Annotated in this window: 21 protein-coding genes; 4 read left to right on the top strand and 17 right to left on the bottom strand. The window is 45.0% G+C overall.

The window, feature by feature from the left end:
• Positions 1–68 precede the first annotated feature (68 nt).
• Entirely contained in the window at positions 69–974 is a 906-nt protein-coding gene (gene trhO, locus GK047_RS20055; protein WP_163950811.1) for an oxygen-dependent tRNA uridine(34) hydroxylase TrhO, read from the top strand.
• A gap of 71 nt (positions 975–1,045) precedes the next feature.
• Here trhO and GK047_RS20050 read toward each other — a convergent pair whose 3' ends face one another.
• A complete protein-coding gene (locus tag GK047_RS20050) occupies positions 1,046–1,576 on the bottom strand; it encodes a hemerythrin domain-containing protein (protein ID WP_163950809.1) in 531 nt (176 codons plus the stop codon).
• Between the two features lie 107 nt (positions 1,577–1,683).
• The gene (locus GK047_RS20045; protein WP_163950808.1) at positions 1,684–2,451 is read right to left on the bottom strand and encodes a DUF817 domain-containing protein; all 768 of its coding nucleotides are present in this window, start codon (positions 2,449–2,451) and stop codon (positions 1,684–1,686) included.
• A 146-nt stretch (positions 2,452–2,597) separates the two neighbouring features.
• Between GK047_RS20045 and GK047_RS20040 the strand changes: the two genes are divergently transcribed.
• Positions 2,598–2,834: an AbrB/MazE/SpoVT family DNA-binding domain-containing protein gene (locus GK047_RS20040; RefSeq protein ID WP_163950806.1), complete on the top strand. Its 237-nt coding sequence runs from the start codon at positions 2,598–2,600 to the stop codon at positions 2,832–2,834.
• A 78-nt stretch (positions 2,835–2,912) separates the two neighbouring features.
• Here GK047_RS20040 and GK047_RS20035 read toward each other — a convergent pair whose 3' ends face one another.
• Complete coding sequence (locus GK047_RS20035) at positions 2,913–6,038, bottom strand: beta-galactosidase (RefSeq protein WP_205516890.1); 3,126 nt, start codon at positions 6,036–6,038, stop codon at positions 2,913–2,915.
• A 231-nt stretch (positions 6,039–6,269) separates the two neighbouring features.
• Between GK047_RS20035 and GK047_RS20030 the strand changes: the two genes are divergently transcribed.
• Positions 6,270–7,343, top strand: coding sequence for a LacI family DNA-binding transcriptional regulator (locus GK047_RS20030; RefSeq protein WP_163950797.1), 1,074 nt, complete (start codon positions 6,270–6,272; stop codon positions 7,341–7,343).
• 111 nt (positions 7,344–7,454) lie between these two features.
• Here GK047_RS20030 and GK047_RS20025 read toward each other — a convergent pair whose 3' ends face one another.
• From GK047_RS20025 to GK047_RS19985, 9 genes are all read right to left on the bottom strand, one after another.
• Positions 7,455–7,691 carry a hypothetical protein gene (locus GK047_RS20025; protein WP_205516889.1) on the bottom strand — a complete coding sequence of 79 codons (237 nt, stop codon included), beginning with the start codon at positions 7,689–7,691 and terminating at the stop codon, positions 7,455–7,457.
• A 211-nt stretch (positions 7,692–7,902) separates the two neighbouring features.
• Positions 7,903–8,469 (bottom strand): peroxiredoxin, encoded by a 567-nt coding sequence (locus GK047_RS20020; protein ID WP_163950794.1) that lies wholly within the window; start codon positions 8,467–8,469, stop codon positions 7,903–7,905.
• Positions 8,470–8,537: 68 nt separating this feature from the next.
• Complete coding sequence (locus GK047_RS20015; protein WP_163950793.1) at positions 8,538–8,777, bottom strand: glutaredoxin family protein; 240 nt, start codon at positions 8,775–8,777, stop codon at positions 8,538–8,540.
• Positions 8,778–8,810: 33 nt separating this feature from the next.
• On the bottom strand, positions 8,811–9,734 hold the full coding sequence (locus tag GK047_RS20010; protein ID WP_163950790.1) for an NAD(P)/FAD-dependent oxidoreductase: 924 nt from the start codon (positions 9,732–9,734) through the stop codon (positions 8,811–8,813).
• A 252-nt stretch (positions 9,735–9,986) separates the two neighbouring features.
• Positions 9,987–10,307 carry a hypothetical protein gene (locus GK047_RS29285; protein ID WP_205516888.1) on the bottom strand — a complete coding sequence of 107 codons (321 nt, stop codon included), beginning with the start codon at positions 10,305–10,307 and terminating at the stop codon, positions 9,987–9,989.
• 117 nt (positions 10,308–10,424) lie between these two features.
• Entirely contained in the window at positions 10,425–10,745 is a 321-nt protein-coding gene (locus tag GK047_RS20000) for a hypothetical protein (RefSeq protein WP_163950787.1), read from the bottom strand.
• Positions 10,717–10,944: a hypothetical protein gene (locus tag GK047_RS19995; protein ID WP_163950784.1), complete on the bottom strand. Its 228-nt coding sequence runs from the start codon at positions 10,942–10,944 to the stop codon at positions 10,717–10,719. The genes GK047_RS20000 and GK047_RS19995 overlap by 29 nt, the downstream gene beginning before the upstream one ends.
• Positions 10,945–11,061: 117 nt before the next feature.
• On the bottom strand, positions 11,062–12,957 hold the full coding sequence (locus GK047_RS19990) for a PrkA family serine protein kinase (protein WP_163950781.1): 1,896 nt from the start codon (positions 12,955–12,957) through the stop codon (positions 11,062–11,064).
• Between the two features lie 130 nt (positions 12,958–13,087).
• Positions 13,088–13,987, bottom strand: a complete 900-nt coding sequence (locus tag GK047_RS19985; RefSeq protein WP_163950778.1) for a D-alanyl-D-alanine carboxypeptidase family protein — start codon at positions 13,985–13,987, stop codon at positions 13,088–13,090.
• 269 nt (positions 13,988–14,256) lie between these two features.
• On the opposite strand from GK047_RS19985, the gene GK047_RS19980 reads away from it, so the two are divergent.
• Complete coding sequence (locus GK047_RS19980; protein ID WP_163950775.1) at positions 14,257–15,051, top strand: DUF2161 domain-containing phosphodiesterase; 795 nt, start codon at positions 14,257–14,259, stop codon at positions 15,049–15,051.
• Positions 15,052–15,073: 22 nt separating this feature from the next.
• On the opposite strand, the gene GK047_RS19975 is transcribed toward GK047_RS19980, so the two are convergent.
• From GK047_RS19975 to GK047_RS19955, 5 genes are all read right to left on the bottom strand, one after another.
• Positions 15,074–16,024 (bottom strand): NAD(P)/FAD-dependent oxidoreductase, encoded by a 951-nt coding sequence (locus GK047_RS19975; RefSeq protein WP_163950772.1) that lies wholly within the window; start codon positions 16,022–16,024, stop codon positions 15,074–15,076.
• Between the two features lie 86 nt (positions 16,025–16,110).
• Positions 16,111–17,346, bottom strand: a complete 1,236-nt coding sequence (locus tag GK047_RS19970) for an MFS transporter (RefSeq protein ID WP_163950769.1) — start codon at positions 17,344–17,346, stop codon at positions 16,111–16,113.
• A 111-nt stretch (positions 17,347–17,457) separates the two neighbouring features.
• Positions 17,458–18,774: an ABC transporter substrate-binding protein gene (locus GK047_RS19965; RefSeq protein ID WP_163950766.1), complete on the bottom strand. Its 1,317-nt coding sequence runs from the start codon at positions 18,772–18,774 to the stop codon at positions 17,458–17,460.
• Positions 18,775–18,948: 174 nt separating this feature from the next.
• On the bottom strand, positions 18,949–19,785 hold the full coding sequence (locus GK047_RS19960) for a carbohydrate ABC transporter permease (protein ID WP_163950764.1): 837 nt from the start codon (positions 19,783–19,785) through the stop codon (positions 18,949–18,951).
• A complete protein-coding gene (locus GK047_RS19955) occupies positions 19,785–20,669 on the bottom strand; it encodes a carbohydrate ABC transporter permease (protein WP_163950760.1) in 885 nt (294 codons plus the stop codon). Before GK047_RS19955 ends, GK047_RS19960 begins: the two co-directional genes overlap by 1 nt.
• Between the last annotated feature and the right edge of the window lie 126 nt (positions 20,670–20,795).

The raw sequence follows: 20,795 nt of genomic DNA, 5'->3' as shown, positions 1-20,795 counted from the left end.
CCGATTTATGTCACTATTAGCTTATGTCAACATCAAGCATGTAATTTATACGTATAGGTGGTTAACGCATGATAGCAGCAAACGCTCCATACCGAATCTTGTTGTACTATAAATTTGTTACCGTTGAGGACCATGAGGCACTGGCTAGCGAACATTTAGCTTATTGCAAAAAAATTGGCGTCAAGGGCCGAATTCTCATTGCTCCAGAAGGAATTAACGGAACCCTCTCGGGTACCGTAGAACAAACCGAAGCCTACATGGCCATGATGCGCCAAATTCCGCTTTTCAAGGATATGGTTTACAAAATAGATGAGAGCGAGAAGCACGCGTTCCATAAAATTTTTGTCCGCCCTAAAAAGGAACTCGTAACGTTCCGTCTTGAAGAAGATGTGAACCCTAACGAACTCACAGGTACGCATCTTAAACCGAAGGATTTCTATGAAAAACTCCAGCAAGACGATGTCATTGTGCTTGATGGACGCAATCATTATGAGTTCGATATTGGACATTTCCGCGGCGCAATTCGTCCTGAGGTTGAAACGACCAAAGAGTTTCCGGAGTGGATTCGCAATAATCTGCAAGAATTTAAAGACAAGCCCATTCTTACCTATTGTACCGGCGGCATTCGTTGTGAGAAACTGTCTGGCTTTTTAATTAAGGAAGGCTTCAAGGAAGTCTACCAACTTGACGGGGGCATCGTCTCATACGGCAAGGACGAAGATGTTCAAGGTCGCTTATTTGATGGCAAATGCTACGTCTTCGATGAGCGTATTTCCGTGCCAATCAACCATACGGAAGAGGATATCGTTGTAGGTAAATGCTATCATTGCGGCAAAGCCGAAGACCGTTATATCAACTGTGCGAACGACGCGTGCCACTTGAAACATATTTGCTGCGAAGCTTGCGAAGAAGATCATAATAGCTTCTGCTCCAAGGAATGCGAAGAAAAGACACTAAGCCGACTAGAAGCTTAAGTTAATACAAGATGAGGGTTCCCGTGAGATTTAGATCGATCTCAGGAAGCCCTCTTTTTAATTTTTTATAGTTAATCCAAATTTTCCAAAATTCGATCCGCCAATGGGTAAACTAATTCTTCTTCCAACGTAAAATGCTTAAGCAAAATCAAACACGCTGTAACAAGCTCGGAAGTCATGAGATGTAGAAATTCCAAATCTATCGGCACTCTCATGCTATTCACACCGTCGACATAGGATTGAACGACCCTTTTGGCCAAATCATGATCTTGCTCCAATACGGTCACCGAACGTGAAATGGAGAGAGCCGTCGTTGGATGCAGATACGTTTGCAGCAGAGGGAAAAGCTCCATCTCTTCCCATTCCGAATGCAGCTCCAAATCCTCAATGAGTGAAAGCATGCGATCCTGCAATTCTATGAGCTTGCACATCCCTATTGAGCAATCCTCAAGGGAATACATGGAAGCCGCCATCACCCGGATTTCTTTTAACTGATTCCGCATCTGCAGATGCTCTTCCTTCCATCGCTCCACCATCGCTGGGAAAAGGGTCCCATGTGAAGCATACTCCCTATTCGTCTGAATGCTCAAACGGTATTCCATCAGGCTTCCTCCTTCATTCATAGCTACTCGCGCAACATTACCATTGTATGCGCAACAGGGGAGCTCTCATGCGAAGGAAATTTATCAGGAAAATCACTATCACCTATTTAAGATTCTTGCGATTGCTTCACACGTTTGAGCTGCCCAACGATCATGAAACTAACAATAACCAGCAGCGACCAAGAACTTATTTTACCAAAGGAGACTAAGCTCCAGCCAGCTTCTTGATTAGGGTATTGCCAAGCTCCTAGGAGCGTAGCGATATTTTCAGCAATCCAGATAAAAAATCCAATAAGCAGAAAAGAAACAACCAACGGCATACGATACTGCGCATTCCCAACCCGAAAAAGGACCCAAGTGCGGAAATACAAGATGAATAAGAGTACTGTAAGCACCCACCTGAAATCATACACATAATGATGGGTCATAAAGTTCAAATAAATGGCTATCCCTAGTGGAACTGTCCACACCGTACGTGGCCAACCAACCAGGTTTACTTCCAGTCGCCTCCAGGCTTGACACAAGTAACTGGCTACACTTGCATACATAAACCCACTGTAAAGCGGCACTCCTCCTATTTTGGTCCAAGCTTCCTGCGGATACTGCCACGAGCCCATATGTACCTTGAATAACTCTAGACCTAAACCAATCAGGTGAAACAAACAAATAACTTTAAGCTCATCCCAGGTTTCTAGTTTCGTCCAAATCATCACTACCTGAATCACGATGCAAACAATAAGGATCAAATCATATCTAGGTATGTATGGCACATGAACAATCTTAAGCACAGCTAAAGTAAGAAAAATAAGTGCAGGAAACAAGCACGAAAGTGCTTCTAAATAAGTAAAGCGAAACAATTGACGAATAGCATACATGATGAACCTCCCAGAGTTGGCTATTTTCTTTCTCTCATTATCGCTTCTTTTCACAGTAAATAAAAGGGATTCGTGTTCATATGTGGAATATAAGATTAGGACACGTTCATGTTCCACGATTAGGGATGAACAAGGAGGGGAAACGGATGAAATCGACAGGAATTGTAAGAAAAGTAGACGAATTAGGCAGAATCGTATTGCCTATTGAACTACGACGCACGTTACGTATTGATATCGGCGATGCCATTGAAGTTTACGTAGATCCGGAACGCATTACACTCAAAAAGTATATGCCGGCGTGTATTTTTTGTGGAAACTTTGAGAACATGACCTATTTCAAAGGAAAGCTCGTATGCAATAGTTGTATCGAAGAAATTGAATAGCTTTCCCTTGAATTACCAGAAAGCCTCCGTTCCTTGAAGCTGTTCACAGCAGCTCCTTCCGAACGGAGGCTTTTCCCTTTATTTGACTTCTATCTGTACTTGGCGTGGTCGGTATACAGTCAATACATTACCTTGTCGATCAGTTGCAAACATGACCGTTCGCTCACTTTCGAGCTCGAACTCATAGCTCTTTCCGGTTACTGGATCTTTCACTTCTACATGCGTATCCACGCTGTATTCCGAAACAAAAATATACAATGCGCCTTGCTCAAATGTCAGCTTGCGCCCATAAACGCCCGGGTACTCTCCGCCATGCAGCCATTCGAGTTCAGACGCCACACCGGCTTGCTGTAAAGCGTACGTATAAAGTGCCTGCAACGATTCGCTGCGTTCATTCAATTCAATCGGCAGCGGGCACCAAATCAGTTGACCTTGACCAAGCTCGTAGCTTTTTACAGCGCCAACTTGCCCGCTTGTTGAGCCGCCGTTGCTGGATCCACCAGACAATATGACCTCCTTGTTCAATTGAGCAATGCGCGCACCACCGAAAGATACCGGATACAGATTACCGTTAAGCGCCATCATTTCTTCACGCAGCACGTTGCTCAGTACGGTCTCGCCAGTAATCTCAGTAAGCCTATCCACAGGTGTCCAGTACTCATTCAAGCCTAGAGGCCCCGTAACCAGAAGCGTTCCTCCATGTATCCGCACGTGCGAAATCAACTTGTCTAGTGCGCTGTCACTAAAGTTATGAGCACTAGGTACGATAATGAGCTTAGGGATTTCTTGCTCCAGATGCGCCAGATGATACTCACCCAATGCACGGAAAGGGATGTTCATTTCATAAGCGAGCGTGCGTGTGAGTTTGGCCGTTGCGCCACCAGCGAATTTTCGTGTAGAGAAATCATTGGAATAAGGAAATATCGCCACAACTTCTTCCAGTTTTCTACCCACAAACAAATCGCGAATGCTGCCCATAAAGGCTCCAAAATCGTATGAAACCTCCGCCTCTGGCTTTTCCGTTCCATCCGCTCGCAGTGCTCCGATATGAGATTCATTGATATTATTCATATAGAAATTGATATTCCAAATCCATTGAACGGCGCCAGCCCCGCCTGTTGAAAACGCGTAAGCATATTTTCGTTCCAAAATATTACGCAGCTCCTGCTCGGAGCGTTTCGCTCGACCATCAGGCGTCTCTACATACATGATGCCTGTTTCTTGAATCAGGCTTGGCTTATCCGGGGCTTTGGAAAAAATACCGTCCCACACCAACTGATCCATTAACCACCACGTATGGACCGTTGTATAATCCACAACTTCGGCATAAAAGAAGGGTGACGGACGCTGCGCTCCAAGCCCTTCATCCTGACCGACTGTCGCCAACTGCTTCGGATTGTAGCTGCGTATCGTGGCAATTAATGCCTGTGCCCAGCGATTGTGCATATCCATCGTGAACAACGTATAATCGAGCCATGGCCCGCCTTTTTTCTCATGTACTTCAGTCGTATTCATGTTCATCTGAGCTTCATCAGGCAGACGAACGCTGGCGAAATTAGGCAGCTCGCCTGGTGTCATATTCCAACGTTCCTGCAGCTTTCGAATGCTGTCGTGGCGCTGCTGAAGCCATGCCGCGAAGGCTTCTTGCTCAAACTTATCATGGGCCGATTGCGGGCCGGCAAAAGGTTTTTTGGGGTTAAACATGGACGGCTCATTGATCAAATCCCAGTGAATGTTCGTCGTCTCCACATGTCTGGACACCACAGCTGCAATGAAACGCTTCTGAGCTTCGACACTGCGTGGATCCAGATAGGGATTCACGCCTTCCCATAGCTCTGGTGTAAACGCGAAGAAATTAAACGTCACTTCCATGTTGTGCCTTTTGCACGTAAGAATCATAGCATCGATAGCTCTCAGCACTTCCTCATACGGATGGCCGTCGACGAACATGACTTGTCGCCACGCCGACCAGATTCCCGTGCGAATCAGGTTAATGCCCGCCTTAGCCATTTGAGCGATATCCCTGTCCCAAACGGAAACATTCGGCAAAAATAAAAATTTGCGCGCCACATCGCTCGTCATATAAGTCATGCCAACAATTGGCATCGGTCGCCCGTCTTTGATGAAATAATCGCGATCACAAGACATCGGCGTCCCCTGTCGAAGCAGTCCTAGATCATAGCACCAGAACCCTTGACGAAGCAAGCGTACCTCACCCGTGTTGGCTGTTGCTTTACATAAAGCCGTGTAATAGCCTGCTTCCAAATCTACAGGCACCAGCACCTTTTTATAGCTTAGTTCGCGTGATGCGTTCATCTGGAATTGTGTGGACCAGCTTGGCTCCGTTCCCGCTTCCTTGCTTACCTGTATTCGAAATGTCCATACTGTATTCGTTGAAGGAGCATCCTCATTGTTAGCCAATGTCTGCAATTGAACCGTTAGCGCCGCGCGATCCCCTGGATCGTAGCAGGCATAATTCGGTTTAAACCAAAGTTCCGTCACGCCTCTTCCCGTATAAGCAGTCAAATCGGCAAGCAGCGAGACGCCCCCCTGTGTCCAGAACGTCTCATCCGTCACAACGTTAGCTAGAATCCAGCGTCCTCCAGCAAAAGCCCCCTTGGTATTTTCAATAAGCACGATTGGCGCTGCAACTTCACGCCCTTCAATTGAAATCCCTTTAAGCAGAGGCAGGATATGCGCATCCATTGGCCCGCTGGAACCCATTTGCCCAGGTTGATCATCCGCTCGAGTCACGTGGAGCGCAAGTCCCACTGTCGGTTGTACACGGAAGATCGCCTCTTTACCATGTAAGATGGGCAATTCAACGGACGCGGAGTAATGGTCAATTGCCTCCGGATCTACAGGCAGGGCCTCGTGGATTTGGAGCTGCTGATGATAACCAGTTTGCTCGGTCTCCAACTGCCACCCCTCTTCGCTGCGATATACCGGAACTTTGAACGGCGCGCTACCTACATGTACGAGCCCTTGTCCCCTGCTCACATGTGCGAGAATGCTTGTCCAAGCTTGCTTTGGAAAATAACGTCCGTGCAGGTGAATGAAATTGTCGGCTCCCCGCAAGGCCTCCTCCAGTGCGTCTGCTGTCACGATTCGTCCGAACTTTGCCAACTCGTCTAATTGCTTGTTATCAGGACGGATACCTTCATAAGGAAAGCTCACATCATAAAAAATGATCGTTTGACTCATAATCATCCTCCATCTTCATGTATGATCGGTGCAAATCGTTCAAATTAGTTAGTATTGTTAGGCTAACAATTGTAGTATATTCCCATAATGTAAACACTTTCACCCTTAAGGTCAATGTTATTTTCATTAATAATATTAGACACTTTGTATATTGACATATCGTTCCATCTATTCGACAATTAATTTGTTAGTTTAGTTATGTTAACTTATCCAAGCAAGGAGGTGATAACGTTGAGTAAGAAAGTATCTATGCAGCAAATTGCCGACCGTCTCGGCTTGTCTAAATATACCGTTTCCCAAGCTTTATCCGGCAAATCCGGTGTTAGTGACAAGAACCGATTACGGATTGAAGAAGCTGCCCGCGCAATGGGATACCAAGTCAAGGTGACTAAATCCTCCTTCCCTGACAGAGAAGCGTTTACAGAAGCAGCGACGGAAGAAGATAACCCTTCAAGACCTCCCGAAATAACACCTTATATGCTTGTTTGGATTCAAACCATGTACCAACAAGATAATACCTTCTGGGGAAAAGTTCTCGCCGGCATCGCCACTGCAAGCAAAGAGCTGAGGTATGATCACCTTATCGTACCTGTCCCACACAATACTTCTTACCAATTGCAGATTCCTGCTTACGTCAATCAAGCGCACTGCATAGGCCATATTCTTACAGGCAAGTTTCCTTCGCTGTCTATCATTTCCTTGAAGCAAACGGGTCTTCCTATTGTGCTCATCGATCACTACGAGCCGCTCGTTGATGTCGATTGCGTATTGAACAACAATATGGATTCTGGCAAAATAGCTTGTCAGCGTTTGCTTGCCCTCGGTTGTAAGCGGATCGTTTTTATTGGCGACGATTCTTATGCTGTCAGCTTCAAGGAGCGTTGGTGGGGCTGCCGATTAGCCATGGAGGATATAGCAGGATCTATGGATGAGTTTTCCTTGAAGAAATGGAACATTCCTTATTGCCAGCCATCAATGATCCCTAGCCTAGAACGAAAAGTTTCCACCTTTCACCCCAATGCTTTACCTGATGGCATTATTTGCGCAAATGACCATATTGCTCTTGAGCTTATACCTTTGCTAAAGCGCAGAGACTTCGAAATTCCCGAGCAGATCAGGGTCATTGGCCTAGACAATATCGATGCGGCCGCCTATTCGCACCCGCCATTGAGCACCATTGAGCTTGCGAAAGAAGCTCTTGGCATCCGCGCCGTAGAGACACTGCTCTATCGTAGAAAACACCCAGGCAGACAAACGGAAAAAATCATGCTAACCTCCAGCTTTATAGCGCGTGGTTCCGGCTAGCTACGTGTAAGATTGGCAAGGAGATTACGATTCCCCTTTTTACGAATAGGCCTATGTACATACAAAATAAGGAGTCTGTCGTTCATCCTGAACGCCAGACTCCTTATTGGTTTACAAATAGGAAAGACCGATCGACACCACAATGCCTGCCACAGCAATCCAAAATAAATACGAGCGATACACTCTTCCCAAGCTCTTGTCTTGTCGGGCGATTATCGCTTTCTTCCTCGAACTGCTGCTCTTCGTTTCTCCTTCGACCTCGTCTGAAACCTCTGAACGCCAATTTACAAACTGAAAACCAATTCCGCTTATAACCACGGAAATCATCAGGAGGATTAATGAACCCATAAATAGCTTGTCTGATACCGCATGCAGCATATCCCTATTACCCCACCGTCAATAAAATAAGAAGTCGTTTCTTATTATACTGCAAACCTAGGCGCAAAAACACATTGAAAAGCCGCAACCGAGTGAGAGTCGGCCGCGGCTGAATTTTACGAGAAAGAAGTAACCTGCTTCCATGCATCGCAGTTAGCTTCAAGCATTTGTAAACATTGGCTTATAACGTTTTATCGCCAGGTTTCCAGTTCGCTGGGCACAATCCGCCAGCTTGAAGCGCTTGAAGCACACGAAGTGTTTCCTCGACGGAGCGCCCTACGTTCATATCGGTAACGACTTGATAACGAAGAACACCCTCAGGATCGATAATAAACAAGCCACGGTGCGCAGCTCCGGTTTCATCGTCCAGCACACCGTAAGCGTGTGCGGTTTCTTTGGAGAAGTCAGAGACCAGAGGGAACTTAACTGGACCGATCCCGTTTTGCTCACGCGGCGTCTGGGTCCAGGCTCTGTGTGTGTAAATACTATCTACAGATGCGCCGACGATCTCCGTATCCAGTTCTAAGAACTGCTCGTAATTGTCGCTGAATGCTGTGATTTCAGTAGGACATACAAAAGTAAAATCAAACGGCCAGAAGAAGAATACAAGCCATTTCCCTCTGTAATCCTCCAGAGATATTCTCTCCTCCAGTGTCTCCATGTTTTTGGTTGATAGCAGTGAAAACGCAGGCGCAGGCAATCCGATTTTGGCGAATGGATACGTTTGTAGCAAGGTTGTTTGTGTCATTGTTAGTTGTTCCTCTCTTATTATCCGATTTAGACATTTATCTATTTATGAGTTCGTCTAGCTTATCGTTAATTAGCAATTTCAGCTAATGCTTTTTTCAATTTGGTTACGTTGAGCCCTAAAATTTTATGTTCTCCAATCACTGTCACAGGCAATGACATGAGTCCCATATCGTGGAGTTCTTGTCCGAATTGATCGTTCAGATCAATGTTTCTTTCTTCATATGCCACATTCTGCTCGGTTAAATACTTTTTTAATTGCTGGCAATAAGGACAATTCGTGCTGGAATAAACGACTACATTAGACATAACTATTCATCTCCTCATTAGATGTAAAATTAATTATTTATATTGTGGAATTAACTGTGAGCGTTTGTTAATAAATTTATCGACAGCCATCGCTGCGATAGCTCCGTCAGCAGCGGCAACGACAGCTTGTTTCACTGGCGTACGTCTGACTTCCCCCGCTCCAAAAACGCCAGGCACGGGCGACTGCATAGAGGTATCAAGCACCATGAATCCTTCCTCATCGAGCGGAACTTGATCTTGTAGAAAATCCGTGCCGGGTTTACTGCCAGACAAGAAGACGAACACGCCGTCTACGTTCAGCACTTCCTCCGCGCCAGCTGCTGTGCGAATTTTCAACCCATTCACATGTTGATCGCCAAGAACTTCAAGCGCTCTTGTTTTGTAAAGCAGCTCTGTATTGCGTAGTTCAGGAACATGCGGGACACCCTGTAACTCAGGCCGCGGAATAACGAAGTAGATTTTTTCCGTAAACTTGGTCAGCGCCTGGACTTCCTCCAAGGCTTCTTCGGAATCACCAATTACAGCGACCGTTTTTCCTTCAAAGAAGGCGCCATCGCAGGTTGCGCATGTGCTCACGCCTCGTCCTAACAAGTTCTCCTCACCCGGCAGCATCCGATTGCGACCTTTGGATCCTGTCGCGATGATGATCGACTTGCCTTCATAAATGCCATCGGCCGTAAAGACGTATTTCGTATCGCCCTCCACATCAACAGCAGTTATCGTCGTTTGCACGAATTCTGCACCGAAGCTCTTCGCTTGATCGCGCATCGTGTCCAATAGTTCTTTACCGGATAGTTCGCCAGTAACACCTGGATAATTCGCAATCTTGTGTGTAATTGCCAATGCTCCTGTATTGGGAGCCTTATCAATAACCAATGTCTTTAAATTCCCTCTTGCTGTATAGATGGCTGCAGAAGCGCCAGCGGGACCCGCTCCAATAATAATGACATCGTACATTTCTACCATCCTCCCCTTTATTCAAGTGCATTCATTGAGAACCTCTATCAGATAATAATTATTATAAATAATGTTTTATTTAAAGTCAATACTACTTTATAATTATTACAATTAAAGACTGAGCCCTTTAGCCGTATGATTATCCGGCTTTGAGAAACGCAAAGAGTCTCCTTATAAGGAGACTCTTTGCGATAAACATCTAACTTTTTCATTTAGATTCCAGGAAGTAGAGCAGCTACTGGATAGACACCATCACCCATAGTATGGGTATGGTGGATACGGACATGGGTACTGGTAGGGTGGATATGGACATGGGTAAGGATAGTAGGTTGGATATGGAGGATACGCATAGGGAGCTACAATTACTGGAAACAAATCAATGTCATGAAAGTGACCATGCCCATGGCCAAACCCGAGACCACCGTGTCCAAATCCATGACCTGGACCGCCATGCCCAAATCCAAGTCCATGACCGATACCGCCTACATGGCCAATACCTCCGCCATGTCCGATGCCGCCGCCATGAAAGCCACCTACTGGTGGACGAAATTCTTGTTCTTCTGCTTTCGTCATTGTTGGAATCACTCACATTTCTGTATAGGTTATTTGCCTAATATACTGTATGTGCACTGCTGCCTAATTGGTGAATACTCTCTCAAAATTGGGCGCTTAACTCGGTTCCCACACCTCTTATTTATGGCGCCCCTTCCATAAATCTCCAAGTCCAACGAAAAACACAACGATTGTCGTAACCAAAATGAAGCGAAAATCCCACGCATTAGGAAACTCGTTCACTTGTGTACCAGAAGCACGAAGGATAAGCACAAATAATAACAAGATGAGATCAAAGAACATGCAATACGCCATTCGAGCAGATAACTTATAAAGCGGAAGCTTATCCAAAATCTTGCCAAAGCCAAACAAGTCTGATCGTTTTACAGTATTATTGGAAGGTTTCTGGGGGGATTTTTCAACTTCTGGCTCAGCGGTCTGTTTCCGCTCTGTTGGCATTCTTTTTCCTACTTACTCGCACGGGCTCTTCTTCCCCATCCAGCCACATGAGAATAGCAATGCCAATACTGACTCCCACGATACAGATCCCCCCCAAGGGCGACAGCAGCTCCACGAACCAAGTCATCAAATACGCCAGGAAACTCACAATAAACAATAAAAATGATCCTACTTTTTTCAACCTACTTCCTAGCCTCATAACTAGCACCTCCCTATACGTTGATGAAACAATATATGAGAGTTTACTAGATTCGGTGATAGACAAAAGACCGTTCCTTCTCCAATATCATAGAGAAAGGAACAGTCTTTGCAGTAACTATCTGTTGAGCAAACTTCCTACATAGCGCAGCAGTTCATTGGCACATACGGGGCAATAACCATGACCGTCGATCAATTGCTTCGTCACATCATTGATTCTCCTCAATTGCTTCTCATCCGGTGTTTTTGTGGATGTGGTGATCTTCACTATATCTTTCAGATCAGCGAATAACTTCTTCTCAATAGCTTCCCGCAAGCGTTCGTGGCTGCTGTAGTCAAATCTACGTCCTTTTCGCGAATAAGAGGAGATTCGGATTAATATTTCCTCACGGAATGCTTTTTTTGCATTTTCCGAAATGCCAATTTGCTCTTCAATCGAGCGCATGAGCCGTTCATCCGGATCCATTTCATCCCCCGTCAATGCATCTTTAATTTTACCCCAGTTACAATAAGCCTCAATATTATCTAAATAGTTGTCAAATAAGGTTCTAGCCGACTCTTCAAAGGAATATACAAACGCTTTCTGTACTTCTTTCTTAGCAATATCATCATATTCTTTGCGTGCAACGGATATGAAGTTGAGATAGCGCTCTCGCTCATCCTTCGTAATCGATGGATGCTGATCCAGACCGTCCTTCAAGGCTCTGAGCACATCTAGCGCGTTAATACACTGGAGATCTTGACGAATCAAAGCACTGGAAATCCGATTAATGACATAGCGAGGATCAATCCCGCTCATGCCTTCTTCGATAAATTCATTTTGCATTTCCTTCAGGTCAGCTTCTTTGTAGCCCTCAACCACTTCTCCATCGTACATACGCATTTTTTTGACCAGATCCATCCCCTGCTTCTTCGTTTCCTTAAGGCGGGTGAGAATCGAGAATATGGCCGCTACACGCAGAGCATGCGGGGCGCTATGGATATGCGACATGTCACTCTGACCAATCAGCTTGAAGTAAATTTTTTCTTCATCCGAAACCCGCAGGTTATAAGGAATTGGCATCACGATCATCCGAGATTGGAGCGCCTCGTTTTTCTTGTTGGCAATAAACGATTTATATTCCGTTTCATTTGTATGGGCGATGATGAGCTCATCGGCGCTGATCAACGCGAATCTTCCAGCTTTAAAATTGCCTTCCTGCGTGAGCGAAAGTAGGTTCCATAGGAATTTCTCATCGCATTTGAGCATCTCTTGAAACTCCATAATACCGCGATTCGCTTTATTCAGCTCTCCGTCGAAACGGTAAGCACGCGGGTCTGACTCCGAACCGAATTCAGTAATGGTGGAGAAATCTATACTTCCCGTCAAATCGGCGATATCCTGTGATTTGGGATCGGATGGGCTGAACGTACCGATGCCTACACGCGCTTCTTCTGAAATTAGCACACGTTCTACGAGCACATCTTCAATACAACCGTTATATTCTGTTTTTAAGCGCATCTGACACGAAGGACACAAGGTTCCTTCAATTCTCACACCAAGCTCTCGTTCAACCTCTGAACGGAGATCCTGGGGAATCAAATGAAGTGGATCCTCGTGCATAGGACAACCTTTAATGGCGTATACAGCACCAAGATCATCTTTGGAAAATTGCTCAAGTCCTCGCTTCAACATCGTCACAATCGTTGATTTACCACCACTGACAGGTCCCATCAGCAGTAAAATACGCTTTCGAACATCCAGTCGACGAGCCGAGGAGTGGAAATATTCTTCCACAAGCTTTTCAATAGCCCGATCAAGACCAAATATTTCCTTGTTGAAAAAGGTGTACGACTTGTTGCCGCTTTGGTCATTGATCCCTTGGGAAGCAATCATTTCATATACTCTTGCGTGCGCGGTTTTCGCGAGTCCAGGATATTGACGAACCAAGTCTATGTACTCCGCGAACGTACCGGTCCAGGCCAGTGTTTCCTTCTCCGTTCGATGCTCCGTAATTCTTTTGAATATGTCCATGGGTACCTCCTTTCACTGCCACCTCTCATAGATCAGGTCGGCTCGTGATGGTGAATTGTGTATTACAATCCTATGCGCCCATGGAGGATAAGTTGCCCGAAATTTTTTAAGAGAGTTTGAATTCTCGTCTTCAAGATTTTTCAAAACCGTATTGAAGCAGCGCCTTCGAATCCAGCCAAACATCCGTTTCTGTGGAATGAAGGACAACCGCGATGAACGGTTGGTTCTTCCGGGTTGCAGAAGATACTAGACAATATCCGGCCTCGTCCGTAAAGCCGGTTTTGATACCGTTTACGCCTTGAAGAAAGTACTCGCTATCAGGCTGAAGCAGCTTATTCCTATTCTCAAAAACAAGACGGGTCGAAGATGTCTTAACCGTATACTCACCTTGATTAACTAAATCACGGAACGTCGTTTGACGCATCGCGGCTTGAGCAATTAACGCCAAATCATGAGCTGTCGCATAATGCTTAGCATCATGCAGCCCATGCGGATTGACGAAATGAGAATCTTTCGCCCCAAGACTCGTTGCCTTCGCATTCATCATCTCAGCGAACCTGTCAATGGCTTGCTCTGGTGTGAGCTTCTTCCCCGTCTCTTTCTGAGCAATATACACGGCTACGCTTCTGGCAGCGTCATTGCCAGAGGGCAGCAGCATTGCAGCCAGCAAATCCCGTAAGGTCATCGTTTGCCCTTGAACCAATCCAGCACTACTTTCGCCTGATGTGCGTTCATGAATTTCTTTACCTACCTTCACTTGCTCCTCTGGCTTAGCTCTTTCCAACGCGACAAGCGCTGTGACAATTTTCGTCGTGCTAGCGGGATAAAGACGTTTGTTAGCATTTTTACTCCATATAACAGCTCCTGTATCTGCTTGAAGTAGAACAGCAGCTTCTGCTTGCAGAGAGGGTATCCCTTGTTGATTAACACTTTTTAACAATGGTAGATTAGACAGGGGATGTCTAAGGGCATACGCAGCTATCACAACAAGGATCAACATAAACAAAAATCTTCCCTTACGTTTAAACATGATCGGTAACTCCCTTCATGTTCTTATCATAAGGAAGATTAATTAAAAGCTTTATAAGTAATCTTAAAGAAAATCTTAAGAATTCATGCCCTTCTTCCAAATAGGCGTCCATTTCAGTGGATGATGTCCACTCCTGGCTTCCCCTCTGTTATTCGTCTAGTTCATTCAGCATGTTAGATAAGTTACTTCACCCCTATTGGAACAAAAGCTATGCTATAATGAAACACATTCTACTTAGCATGCCATAACGATAGGGGAAACGGATTAACATGCCAATCAAGAACGAAACGGAGCTGTATGCTCCGATTAAACAATATTTCGAAGAAAGAGGCTATACCGTTCGCGGTGAAGTGAAGCACTGCGATATGGTAGCGATTCGTGGCGAGGAGCCCCCCGTCGTTGTCGAACTGAAGAAGAGCTTCAATATTCCGCTTCTTGTTCAAGGCATTGAACGGCTGCGCCTAACTTCGGAAGTCTATGTCGCTTTCGAGCTGCCTAACAAGGGGCGTGCCCCTCATCGACTCCAATGGGACGATTTACGCCGATTATGCCGTATGCTCGGTTTGGGCATCATGACCGTGCAATTCTATAAACGCAAAAAGCCCGCAGTCGATGTTGTCTGCGAGCCTACACCTTATATGCTGCGCGCCAACAAGCGCGCAGCCCTCAAAGTCGTCAATGAATTTCATGAACGCAGCGGCGATTACAATGTAGGCGGAAGCTTTCAACAGAAGCTGATGACAGCATACCGAGAGAAATCGCTGCACTGTGTTCAGCTTCTTATCACGTATGGCCCCCTAAGCCCTCGTCAACTGCGCGACTACACGGGCAACAAAGCGGTCAGTTCCCTGCTCCAAAAAAACTACTACCGTTGGTTCGTCCGTCAGAGCCGCGGCATTTATCATATCACGCCATTAGGAGAGAAGGCACTGAGCGAGTATGCTCATGTTGTAGCCGCATTTCCTACCGCCTTAGTTCCCCTTGCTGTTGTCCAAAACATCGTCCAGGATGAGCTTGTTCCAGCTGCAACCCAACTTAATACCCCAAACGAAAGCCACGATTGATCTTCTCTTCACTTTGGGGTGACTATGACCGAACAATTGCCTGATAAGCGGTTGTTTCTTCCTTCATCATAAGAAGCGCTTTATTCATCCATATCGCCGCCTGGGAGCCTTCCCCCATCGCAATCGATACTTGCTCCGCATGAACACCGACATCTCCCGCAGCCCATACGAACGGTACACTCGTCATCTTGCTGCGGGAATCGGTTACGATGTGTCGGTTCTCCATACGCTCAGCTCCAAGCTGCCTAGCTAAATCCGATTTCACTTCGTTGCCGCCAAATGCGATAAAGCCTCGCTCCGCTTCGATTTGCCTGCCGCTAGCTAAGCGAACGGCCCGTATTTTGCCGTCCGCTCCAGCGATGACCTCGTGGATGTCTTCGTCCACATACAATATCCCTTTATGCTTTAGTTCAGACATATTTTTGTTATGTATGGGTCTTTGCTCATGATTTATATACGTAAGATACGGAGTGTGCCTGCTCAGCATTAGCGCCATACTTGCTCCGGCATTTCCCGAACCCATTACGATCGTTCGTTTATCTTTGATTTCATAACCATCACAATCTGGGCATACATAAATAGTTAACCCCAAACAGCTTTTCAACCCTGGTAACTCAGGCATGCGATCCATCAGTCCTGTCGCAAGCAGCAAGGTTAGAGCTTCATACCCTTTACCTGATTTTCCCCACAGCTCGAAGCCTGTCCCTAATTTTCCTTTTGCCACCGCTTGCACAACTTCATCCTCGGCAAAAATAACACCTAACCGCTCCGCCTGCTGTCGGCCAATTTTGCGTAGCTCTTCGCCGGATACGCCGTCAGGCCATCCTAATAGGTTGTGATAGCTGCGACATAGCGTAGAACGCCCTGATCCTGCATCAATCACAAGCACCCGATATTCATATCTGCCTAGTTGAATAGCTGCTTGAAGACCGGCAATGCCCCCACCTACAATGACGCAATCATAATGCTCCATCGCTTACACGCCCTCTTTTCCCAAACTTCCTCCTTATAAGAATACCCGCGAGTTCACACTCTCATGCTATATATTCGAACTTAACGCTATAATGATTGAGTTTGCGTTCTGACGGACCATACCAGAGCTATTTGCGTAAAGGAAGCCGTAATCAAAATCCATGGGATCCAGCCACCATCGAGCTCGCTGCCAAAAAATATTAAACAGAAAATTGAAATAACCCTGCCAACATTTAAGAAAAATTCTCGAACAACGACGCTTTCGACCTTTAGTTCTCCTTTTAGCGGAAGCTTTGAAATAAGCCCATAATAATAGCCCGTCATCGTATTCCCCTGCAAAGGAGCGAAAATCGAATACAAAATCATAAAGCTTACCACCGACCATACATTAATACTTCCTAACAATAATGAAGCGCCTATCAAATATCCAATCGTAGAAATGGCCAAATACATACGCGCTTTGCTTGCTTGAGCATATTTGGAAATAAAGACCCCCATTACGATACTTAAGCTTGAGTAAAGTACGCCCAAATAACCTACAATATCTTCTCGCGGCACTACTTTAAATAGAAGAATGTTAGGCAGAAATAACATCGTTCCTTGAAGAAGACCCATTCCTGTAAAACCTAACAGTGACTTCAGCCAATCCTTGTCCTTTTTCATGATAAGTCCCGTATATTTTAAATAGTACACTTTATGATGACTACTGAACGCTTTGATCTTCAGAGAGATAAGAGTTGCCAATAAAAACATAAAAAATGCAATCGAGAAAACAATTGTATAACCGCGAAGGCCCTCCTGCAAACGGATGATGAATCCAGCCAATGCAGGTCCTGCTAGCGTAGCTACCGTGAAGAAAATCATGTTAAAGGCCAAATAGCGAATGCGATTCTGCTCTGTTGAAACATCATACATCAAAGTAAGATAGCCCACCCAGTAAAAAGCCGAGGCTAGTCCATTAAAGACGGCGAAGAGGATATAGTACTCGACTAATTTCTCTTGCGCAATGATAACGCTTAAATAAAACAGTGCGACCAGCACGATCCCTAACCTGTAAGAAACCATCCTGTCTTTCTTCTTGATCATCCATCCACCAATGGCGAATCCAAGCGGTGTTAATAGGTAAACAATGAGATTATAAGTACCGTTTACTGCCAGACTTTGCGTGAGACGCCACAAATACAAATTCAAGAATACACCTGACATTGAAGCTCCGAATTGAAAGGTTGAATGAATAATTAGCGAAATAATCGCCTCACGAGATAATTGTTTCTCTAATGGAAGCGGATTTCGTTTCACTTGCAGCCAGGTTCTAATTCCCATGATTATCGTAAACCCTCCAGTCCTCCTCATTGTATCAGCCCCTTCCCCTTCTGTTAAACGGCAAAAAGCCTCAGCATTGACGCTGAGGCTTTATTTTGGTTCATAATGGTGTTACTTCTTAAGACTATCCCACGTTTTCTGGAATTCATCCAGCATTTGATCCTTCGTATACTTCTTGGCAACATAACCTTGCATAATATCGCCAAATTTTTTGCTAGAAGCTTCGCCACCTGGGAATTTAAACCAGTTCCAGCTGAGTGTTTTGTTGTCTTTGCTGTATTTGATAATATCTGCTGCAAGCGGTCCAAGCACTTTCTCATCTGCTGGGATCGTAGTGAAGGCAGGAATGAATTTAAATTCGTCCGTGATGTATTTTTTACCTACGTCCGAAGTTACCATCCAGTTCAAGAATTTCTTAGCTTCCTCTTTGACAGCAGAGTTTTTGTTAATAACCCAGTTATTCGGTACGCCTACAAACAACTTATCGTTTGCTGCTGCATCGTCACTGATCGGCATTGGCAAGAAGCCAATTTTGATATCAGGATTTGTTTTAGAGATTTGAACTTGCGTCCAGTTCCCTTGCTGGGTCATCGCTGCTTTACCTGTAGCAAAATCAGTAACTTGCGTGTTGTAGTCGGTTTGCAATGGGTTCTTGTTGCCGTATTTCAATTGCAAGTCGAACAAATTGGTCCATTTATTGAATACTTCGTTACCTGGGATTTTCGCCGTGCCTTTGTTCAAGCCATCGATGAAGGCATTCGGATCAGGTTGGTAAGCAAAAGGTAAGTTTACGAAGTGATTACCAAGGACCCACCATTCGCCATAGCCTGTTTCGAAAGGTGTAACTCCGCTATCCTGCAATTTCTTAGCAGCCGCTTCCAATTGCGTATAAGTTTTGGGAAGCTCAGTAATACCGGCTTTTGCAAACAAATCTTTGTTATAAATAAAGCCATAGCCTTCCAAATTCAAAGGTTGACCGTACAGCTTGCCGTTCTTGGTCATCGGCTCTTTCGCAACGGTTACGAGATCCTTCACCCAAGGCTGATCGGAAAGATCCTCGAGATTGTCAATCCATTTATCCAGATCTGAGAAACCGCCATTGTTGAAAATATCCGGTTTATCGCCTGAATTAAACTTAGCGAGCAATGCTGCGCCATAGTCTGCGCCGCCGCCAACTGTATCCACTTGAATTTTCACGTTCGGATTTTGCTTCTGATATTCTTGAATGAGTTTGCCTAATTGATCAGCAATCTCTACTTTGAATTGGAACATTTTTATTGTAACTTGTTTACCGCCTGTAGCTGGCGTAGTTGCTGTTGTACCTGCTGAAGCCGAGGGCGCCGGAGTTGTTTCTTTTTTTGCACAACCCGCCGCGACCACAGATAGTGTGAGTACAGCCGCCATGCTGAGCATCGTCAGTTTTTTCATTGATGTATTGCCTCCCTTTTTTTGGTTTAAATCCGTCAATCGCCAACAGGCAATTTCTTTGGACGAGCTGCTTCTTAACAGCTTACATGGTTTATTGTAAACACTTACTTAAACCCAGAACACAGAGAATATTGAACATAAAGGTGGAAGATCTTGAACTATTTCGCAATAATTTTAACCTTTTACGGAACCCGCAGTTATCCCTTCAACGATGTGCTTCTGCATCGCAAGGAAGAAAATAACGATAGGCAATACGCCAAGTGTCAAGCCTGCCAGGGCCAAATCCCATTGCTTCGTGTACTGACCAAAAAAAGAAAAAGTAGCAAGCGGAATCGTTCGCAGATCTGGATTATTCAAGACAAGCGAAGGCAGCAAGTAATCGTTCCAAATCCATAAACTGTTTAGGATGATGACCGTTGTAGACATGGGCTTCAAAAGCGGAAAAACAATTCGCCAGAACACACCATACGGCGAGCAACCATCGACAGTGGCAGATTCTTCAATTTCTAAGGGAATAGACTTAATAAAGCCGTGATATAAAAACACGTTCAGCGATACGCCGAATCCAAAATAACAAATAATTAAACCGTACTTGCTGTCCATAAGACCGACTTGACTTGCTACACGCACAAGCGGGATCATAATGGATTGGAACGGGATTACCATGGCAGCAACGAATGCTAGAAATACAAAGTTGTTGAATTTACTTGTTTTACGCACCATACGATAGGCCGCCATGGAGCTAATGACGACAAGCCCAACATTACTAAGCACCGTAACAACTAAAGAATTAAAGAAGGCGCTCGGAAACTTCATAATCGTCCATACCTTCATATAGTTATCGAAGTATAAACTTTTGGGAAGCTTTGCCGTATTGGCTGCTAGCTCCGGAAATGTCTTTAGTGAGTTTACAATCACGAAGTAGAAAGGAATCAAGAATAGAATGCCAAGCACGATGCCCAAAACTTCGAGCGTAAACAGTCGTCCTGAATATTTCTTAACGTTCTCCATTACACTTCAACCTCCTTGCGTTTCGTGTACATGACTTGGATGGTCGATATAATGGCCACTACAATGAAGAATACTAACGCTTTGGCTGTACCTAAACCATAATGATTGTTCCGGAACGCTTCTTGATAAATATTGATAGAAACGGATTCCGTCGAATTGAATGGTCCGCCTTTGGTCAAGGAGAAGTTCAGGTCGAACATTTTGAAATTCCACGAAATGGTTAGGAACAAACATACCGTAATAGCGGGCATAATGAGCGGAATGATAATGTTCTTCAGCACTTGAAGACGCGTAGCACCGTCAATATAAGCCGCTTCAACCATATCCTTGGGCACATTGGAAAGTGCCGCGATATAAATAATCATTAAGTAACCGGAGCCTTGCCATATACTAACGATAGCGATTGCCCAGAAGGCAGTAGGCGCATCACCGAGCCACGGCAGCTGGAAGAAACCGATATGCGTCAAATCGCCTAACGTCCCAAAGCCTTTGACGAAAATAAACTGCCAAATGAAACCGAGCAAAAGCCCACCGATTACGTTCGGCATGAAGAAAATGGTACGTAGTACATTTCTGGTTTTCAAAGCTTGCGTGAGCAAGAGAGCGAGAAGAAATCCGACGAGATTCGTAAGAATCACATCCGTCACGGTTATACGTGTTGTAAACCAGAACGCATTGCGGTAATCCGTATCCTCAAACAGAATGTGTTTGAAATTGTCCAAGCCGTTGAACTTCACAGTTGTTGTCACACCATTCCATTCCGTAAATGAATAATAAATACTCATTAGAAAAGGAACGACGACAATTAGCGCGAAAAAGATCAGCGCCGGGCCAACGAATACCCATTGCTGGAGAAGTCCTGCTATACCTTTGTTGTTTTTCATGGGAATTTTCCCCCTTACGATTAGGTAACTTTATACTAAGTATAAATACCTTGCTTCTTCTAAAACACAGATAATCGTGACGCATTAGGTGGAATTTGTTGACCTCTCCTGCTACAATGTAGGGAA

Origin of the sequence: Paenibacillus sp. SYP-B3998, from assembly GCF_010820665.1 — a bacterium.
GTDB lineage: Bacteria > Bacillota > Bacilli > Paenibacillales > NBRC-103111 > Paenibacillus_E.
The sequence above is the reverse complement of the archived record's forward strand: the minus strand, read 5'-3'. Positions and strand labels throughout refer to the sequence as shown.

What these genes read in the sequence shown, in the direction of transcription:
- trhO (WP_163950811.1), top strand. Translation starts at nt 69, where the DNA reads ATGATAGCAGCAAACGCTCCATACCGAATCTTGTTGTACTATAAATTT.
- GK047_RS20050 (WP_163950809.1), bottom strand. Translation starts at nt 1,576, where the DNA reads ATGGAATACCGTTTGAGCATTCAGACGAATAGGGAGTATGCTTCACAT.
- GK047_RS20045 (WP_163950808.1), bottom strand. Translation starts at nt 2,451, where the DNA reads ATGTATGCTATTCGTCAATTGTTTCGCTTTACTTATTTAGAAGCACTT.
- GK047_RS20040 (WP_163950806.1), top strand. Translation starts at nt 2,598, where the DNA reads ATGAAATCGACAGGAATTGTAAGAAAAGTAGACGAATTAGGCAGAATC.
- GK047_RS20035 (WP_205516890.1), bottom strand. Translation starts at nt 6,038, where the DNA reads ATGAGTCAAACGATCATTTTTTATGATGTGAGCTTTCCTTATGAAGGT.
- GK047_RS20025 (WP_205516889.1), bottom strand. Translation starts at nt 7,691, where the DNA reads ATGGGTTCATTAATCCTCCTGATGATTTCCGTGGTTATAAGCGGAATT.
- GK047_RS20020 (WP_163950794.1), bottom strand. Translation starts at nt 8,469, where the DNA reads ATGACACAAACAACCTTGCTACAAACGTATCCATTCGCCAAAATCGGA.
- GK047_RS20015 (WP_163950793.1), bottom strand. Translation starts at nt 8,777, where the DNA reads ATGTCTAATGTAGTCGTTTATTCCAGCACGAATTGTCCTTATTGCCAG.
- GK047_RS20010 (WP_163950790.1), bottom strand. Translation starts at nt 9,734, where the DNA reads ATGTACGATGTCATTATTATTGGAGCGGGTCCCGCTGGCGCTTCTGCA.
- GK047_RS29285 (WP_205516888.1), bottom strand. Translation starts at nt 10,307, where the DNA reads ATGACGAAAGCAGAAGAACAAGAATTTCGTCCACCAGTAGGTGGCTTT.
- GK047_RS20000 (WP_163950787.1), bottom strand. Translation starts at nt 10,745, where the DNA reads ATGCCAACAGAGCGGAAACAGACCGCTGAGCCAGAAGTTGAAAAATCC.
- GK047_RS19995 (WP_163950784.1), bottom strand. Translation starts at nt 10,944, where the DNA reads ATGAGGCTAGGAAGTAGGTTGAAAAAAGTAGGATCATTTTTATTGTTT.
- GK047_RS19990 (WP_163950781.1), bottom strand. Translation starts at nt 12,957, where the DNA reads ATGGACATATTCAAAAGAATTACGGAGCATCGAACGGAGAAGGAAACA.
- GK047_RS19985 (WP_163950778.1), bottom strand. Translation starts at nt 13,987, where the DNA reads ATGTTTAAACGTAAGGGAAGATTTTTGTTTATGTTGATCCTTGTTGTG.
- GK047_RS19980 (WP_163950775.1), top strand. Translation starts at nt 14,257, where the DNA reads ATGCCAATCAAGAACGAAACGGAGCTGTATGCTCCGATTAAACAATAT.
- GK047_RS19975 (WP_163950772.1), bottom strand. Translation starts at nt 16,024, where the DNA reads ATGGAGCATTATGATTGCGTCATTGTAGGTGGGGGCATTGCCGGTCTT.
- GK047_RS19970 (WP_163950769.1), bottom strand. Translation starts at nt 17,346, where the DNA reads ATGGGAATTAGAACCTGGCTGCAAGTGAAACGAAATCCGCTTCCATTA.
- GK047_RS19965 (WP_163950766.1), bottom strand. Translation starts at nt 18,774, where the DNA reads ATGAAAAAACTGACGATGCTCAGCATGGCGGCTGTACTCACACTATCT.
- GK047_RS19960 (WP_163950764.1), bottom strand. Translation starts at nt 19,785, where the DNA reads ATGGAGAACGTTAAGAAATATTCAGGACGACTGTTTACGCTCGAAGTT.
- GK047_RS19955 (WP_163950760.1), bottom strand. Translation starts at nt 20,669, where the DNA reads ATGAAAAACAACAAAGGTATAGCAGGACTTCTCCAGCAATGGGTATTC.